The organism is Tumebacillus flagellatus (assembly GCF_000714935.1).
Lineage (GTDB): Bacteria > Bacillota > Bacilli > Tumebacillales > Tumebacillaceae > Tumebacillus > Tumebacillus flagellatus.
Genome location: NZ_JMIR01000062.1, coordinates 1 through 5295 on the forward strand (window position 1 = coordinate 1; position 5295 = coordinate 5295).

The following is a 5295-nucleotide window of genomic DNA, read 5'->3' on the forward strand; positions in this document are numbered from 1 at the left end:
AACCTTCGAAGCTTACGCAACGGATTTACAGTCCGCCCCATTTGGCCACTTTGGTATCTCTCCACGTGTAAGGGATATTTCGTTTTTTCAACCGCTCTCTCGCGGCGACGTTTTCTAATATAGCACGTCGTACGATGAAAAGTCAATAACTAATTCCGAGCGATTCCTTCAATCTTTTCTTTCGAGCGTCGCAGCGTGTGTCTCTCGCGGCGACAGGACTTATCTTAGCACGTCTGGTGCCGCTGCTCAACGCTTTGGCTTGAACAAAATAGCACAACCGAAGCAATCGGCTCCTCAGGGCTCGTCCCTGCGCGGGTATTCTGCTGATTTTCATTTATACTAACTCCAAAGGAGAGATGGAGATGAACGACCAAACTTTATACCACCAAAAACTCCGCACCGCCTCGGAAGCAGTTGAACGGATCGAACCGGGCGACGACATCCTCGTCCCGCTTTCTGCAGGCGAACCTCCGGCGTTGCTCGATGCGTTGCCTGGACAGATGAAGTTGCGGGGCAATCGGCTGTTTCAGATGCTTTCGTTGCGTCCGGCGCTGGACGTGCCGCAAGAGCGCATCCGCACCGTTTCGATGTTCCTCGGCTCAGGCGACCGGCCGGGCTTTCACGACGGCTCGCTCGACCTCTTGCCGAATCATTTTTCCGACCTTCCCGTTCTGCTTCGCGAGATGACCGACAACCGCGTGATCATGGCGACCGTATCGCCGATGGACGCGCGGGGGTACTTTTCGCTTGGCACCAACTGCGACTATACGGCGACGCTGTTGCACGACGCGAAGCTGATCTTGTTGGAAGTCAATGAAAACATGCCGCGCACGTTCGGCCGCAACCAAATTCACATCTCGCAAGTGGCGGCGCTGGTGGAAAACCACGTCCCCCTCCCCACGCTCGACGAACCGCAGATCACGGACAAAGACGCCAAGATCGGGCAGCAAATCGCCGATCTCATCGTGGACGGAGACACGCTGCAGATCGGGTTTGGCGCCATCCCCAACGCGGTGATGGATTTTTTGAGCGGGCATCGGGATTTGGGGATTTTTACGGAGTTGTTGCCGGATCGGGTGGTCGATCTGTTTGAGGCAGGCGTGATCACGAATCAGAAAAAACCGCTCTACACCGGGCAGATGACGACGACGTTCGCGCTGGGCAGCGAGAAATTGTACAAGTTTATGAACGAATGTGCCTTCCTTAAGATGATACCGGTGGATGAGTCGAACGACGTGCGGATGATTTCGCAGATTCCGAACTTGGTGTCGATCAACTCGACGGTGGAAGTCGATTTCCTCGGCCAGTGCAATTCGGAGATGGTCAAGGGGCGTTACTATTCGTCGACCGGCGGGCAGGCGGATTTCGCGCGCGGGGCACGGCTGTCCAAGAACGGGCGCGGGATCATATGCCTGCATTCCACGACCAAGGGAGACAGCGTTTCGAAGATCACCCCCACGCTCTCCCCCGGATCTGCCGTCTCCACGTCCAAAAACGACGTTGACATGATCGTCACCGAATACGGCGTCGCCCGGCTCAAGGGAAAAACGATCCGCGAACGCACCCGCGCTCTGATCGACATCGCCCATCCGAAATTTCGGGAGGAATTGGAGTTTGAAGCCCGCAAAATGGGGTATCTGCTGTAAAATGGGAGCATGACTGACTAGGTAGGAGGTTTTGTTGTGCTTGAAGTACGCAACATCACCGGAGGGTATGCCCCGGAAACGCCCGTAATTCGCAGCGTGTCGCTCGATGTGAACGCGCACGAGATCGTCGGACTGATCGGCATGAACGGCGCGGGCAAGAGTACGATCTTGAAGCACGTGCTGGGGTTGTTGGAGCCGTTTGAGGGCGAAATTTTGCTGGAAGGCGGGTCTCTCAGCACCGACCCGTTGAAGTTTCGTTCGCGGATTTCGTACATACCGGAGCAACCGAGATTATATGAAGAGTTGACCCTGTGGGAGCATTTGGAGTTGACGAAGTTGGTGTACAGGCTGGAGGAGGCCGTTTTTTCCGAGCGGGTGAAGCGGTTGTTGGACGTGTTTCGTCTCGCGGATAAGGTGGACGAGTTTCCGAACACGTTCTCCAAAGGCATGCAGCAAAAAGTGATGATCCTCTGCGCGTTTGTGGCGGCGCCCGACTTGTTGATCGTGGACGAGCCGTTTGTGGGGCTCGACCCGTTGGCGATTCAGTCGCTGTTGGAGTTGTTGATTGAGATGAAGCGCGAGGGACACGGGATTTTGCTCTCGACGCACATCTTGGCGACGGCGGAGCGGTATTGCGACCGGTTCGTGATGGTCAACGCCGGGCAAGTGGCGCTCCGCGGCACCGTGTCCCAGATGCAAGAGCAGTCCGGGCTGCCGGGGGCGACGCTCGAGGAGATGTTTAACCATGTTGTCAGCGGAGGGGCCGTGCGATGAGCGGGGCTGAGGAGAAAAAGCCTCGTACGCAGGTGAAGGACGGAGACGGTGCGGGTTCGGCTCGTTCGGGAAAAAAAGCTGGCGACACGGATGCAACGCGTACGGGATCCACTGCTGGTAACCAAAGTTCTGCAAGTTCGGAAAAAAGTGCGCTTTCCGTTGCACGAGTGCCTTATGGGATCAGCGGGTTTGCCGATCTCGGGGATCTGTACACGGCGCGGGTGAAGCGGGCTTGGGTGCAGGGGATTTTGTTGTTTCTGTCGATCTTGCGCAACCAAGGCGTGCTGATGTCGGCGATCGCGCTGGTGATCGGAATTGCGTTCGGGTACAAAGCGGTGTTGGATCGCTTGCCCGCTTCCTTTCCTGCCGCTTGGTTCATCGCCGTGATCGTGGGCTTTGCCGCTTGCCGGGGGCGGGTGCGGACGTTTTTGCAGGAGCCGGACTTGGTGTTCTTGCTTCCCGCCGAAGAGCGGATGGGCGCTTATTACCGGCGGGCGTGGCGGTACAGTGCGTTTTTTCAAAGCGTGCAGGCTGTCGTGTGGGTCGGGGTTTTGGTGCCGCTGTTTCAGGCGAGAGCAGGGATTGGAGCCGCGTTGCTGTGCGCCGTTGCGGCTTTGCTGTTGAAAGGATGGAACCTGTGGTTTTCTTGGATGGAAATGCTGCTGGTTCGTCGTTTTGGGGCGTCGCTTGCCGTGCGCTTCGTCGGAAACGCTTTGGTGATCTACGGGCTGATCACGTTGGCGCTCTGGTACGCGCTCGCCGGAGTCGCGTTGCTCCTTGCGGTCGCGTGGCTGGTTCGCAGCGGTCGCCAAGTGCGCAGCCTGCCGTGGAATGAAGTGCTCGATCTGGAGCAGCAAACGCTGTCGGCGTACTATACGGTGGCGAGTTTCTTCGTCGAAGTACCGAAGCTCAAAAATCGCGTCAAACGCCGTGAATGGATCATGGCGCTCGTGCGGCGGATTCCGATCAACCAGAAGCTGCCTTATTTGTACCTCTATATCCGAACGTTTTTCCGGTACAGCGAGTATTTTGGCATCTACTTGCGCTTGATGGTGTTTGTCGGCGTGATTTTGTACTTTGTGTCCAATGTGTGGGTGGCGTTGGTTCTGTTTCTGGTGGGGCTGTTCTTGATGGGCTTCCAACTGCCGAATCTGGCGTCGGAACGGCGCTACTCGGAGTTGGTGCGCATCTACCCGCTCACCGATCAGGATAAAAAACGCGGAATCTCGTGGCTCGCTCTGCAACTGCTGATCGCCGAAAGCATCCTGCTTAGTTTGCTGATGCTGATCTCCGGACGTTTGCCGCTCCAGCATCTTGCTTGGATGCCGCTGGCGGGGGTTGTGTTCAGTTTGTACGTCGCGTTTTACTACCTGCCGAATCGTTTTTTGGAAGAGGAGAAAAGCGCCTGACCCATGGGGGTTCAGGCGCTTTTTTAATGGTCGTTTTGAAGATGCATCGGAAGTGGTGAGTTTCTCGCATAGTGGCAGTCAGACGGGGAACCTTACTAACGATCTTCATCCAAACTCTACCGAACGAGGTTTTATCATGCATATTCTCTGGGGAATCTTAGGCATTCTGTTTCTCTTGTTGGTCGCTTTTCTATTTTCCAACAACAAGCGCCGCATTAACTGGCGAACCGTCCTGCTCAGCCTCTTCTTTGAGCTTCTGTTTGCGGTGCTTGTTCTGTTGTGGGAACCAGGTCGTACCGCCCTTCAGTGGTTTTCCTCTCTGGTGCAGCGGGTGATTGACTACGCGAACGAAGGAATTCAGTTTCTGTTCGGATCACTGATCCAGCCAAACAACACGATCTTTGCCTTGCAGGTGCTCCCCGTGATCATCTTCCTGGGGGCGTTGATTGGAATTCTCTATTACCTGCGGGTCATCCCTTGGATCATTCAAATCGTAGGCGGCGCCGTTCAAAAAGTGCTGGGAACCAGCCGCTTGGAATCGTTGTCCGCCGTCTCCACAGTATTTCTCGGCCAATCGGAAGCTCCCTTGTTGATCCGGCCTTATGTGGAACGTCTCACCCAAGCCGAATTGTTTCAAGTCATGACATCCGGCTTTACGTCTGTCGCAGGGTCGACCTTGGTGGGTTATTCCCTGTTGGGGATTCCCCTGCCTTATCTGCTTGCCGCCAGCATCATGACCGCTCCTGCCGCGCTTTGCATCGGAAAACTGATGTTCCCCGAAACGGAAGAACCGCTGAACGGAGCGGCTGTTCGTATGGAAAAAGACGTCGAATCGGCAAACATCCTGGATGCTGCCGCTGCAGGCACACTGAGCGGTTTGAAGCTGGCCGTCAATGTAGGAGCTCTGCTGTTGGCGTTTATCTCGGTGATCGGGCTGATCAACGGTATTCTAAGCGGCATTGGCGGTTTGTTCCACCACCCAGGCCTCAGTTTGCAACTGCTGTTGGGTTACCTCTTTGCTCCGGTTGCTTGGATCGTCGGAGTTCCCTGGTCCGATGCTGTAACTGCCGGCGGATTCATCGGGGAAAAAATCGCAGTCAACGAATTTGTCGCGTACACGGCATTCGCTCCGGTGATGCCGCATCTCACTGCCAAAACGGCCGTCATCGTAACATTTGCCCTGTGCGGGTTTGCGAATTTCTCCTCGATCGCAATCCAAATCGGGACCTTCGGAGGTTTGGCGTCAGGCCGAAGAGGCGATGTTGCACGACTTGGCGTCAAGGCGTTGTTTGCGGGAACGTTGGCGAACCTCTTAAATGCAGCGATCGCAGGGATGTTGATTCACTGACGGAAAACGACAAAAAAGACCTGATCCGCGATGGATCAGGTCTTTTCGTTGTTTGCTTTGCTGTTGCCTCGCGACGTCCTACTCTCCCGGGACCCTGCGGTCCGAGTACCATCGGCGC

4 protein-coding genes are annotated in these 5295 nt (G+C 55.8%); all 4 read left to right on the forward strand.

From position 1 onward, the window contains the following. The first annotated feature begins 362 nt into the window (after window positions 1–362). Window positions 363–1646, forward strand: coding sequence for an acetyl-CoA hydrolase/transferase family protein (locus tag EL26_RS22630; protein ID WP_038094655.1), 1284 nt, complete (start codon window positions 363–365; stop codon window positions 1644–1646). Window positions 1647–1682: 36 nt separating this feature from the next. Further along, on the forward strand, window positions 1683–2420 hold the full coding sequence (locus EL26_RS22635) for an ABC transporter ATP-binding protein (RefSeq protein ID WP_038094657.1): 738 nt from the start codon (window positions 1683–1685) through the stop codon (window positions 2418–2420). Continuing rightward, complete coding sequence (locus EL26_RS22640; RefSeq protein WP_038094660.1) at window positions 2417–3829, forward strand: ABC transporter permease; 1413 nt, start codon at window positions 2417–2419, stop codon at window positions 3827–3829. Before EL26_RS22635 ends, EL26_RS22640 begins: the two co-directional genes overlap by 4 nt. A 136-nt stretch (window positions 3830–3965) precedes the next feature. Further along, window positions 3966–5177, forward strand: coding sequence for a NupC/NupG family nucleoside CNT transporter (locus EL26_RS22645; RefSeq protein WP_038094662.1), 1212 nt, complete (start codon window positions 3966–3968; stop codon window positions 5175–5177). The last annotated feature ends 118 nt before the right edge of the window (window positions 5178–5295 follow it).

What these genes read in the sequence shown, in the direction of transcription:
- EL26_RS22630 (WP_038094655.1), top strand. Translation starts at nt 363, where the DNA reads ATGAACGACCAAACTTTATACCACCAAAAACTCCGCACCGCCTCGGAA.
- EL26_RS22645 (WP_038094662.1), top strand. Translation starts at nt 3,966, where the DNA reads ATGCATATTCTCTGGGGAATCTTAGGCATTCTGTTTCTCTTGTTGGTC.
- EL26_RS22640 (WP_038094660.1), top strand. Translation starts at nt 2,417, where the DNA reads ATGAGCGGGGCTGAGGAGAAAAAGCCTCGTACGCAGGTGAAGGACGGA.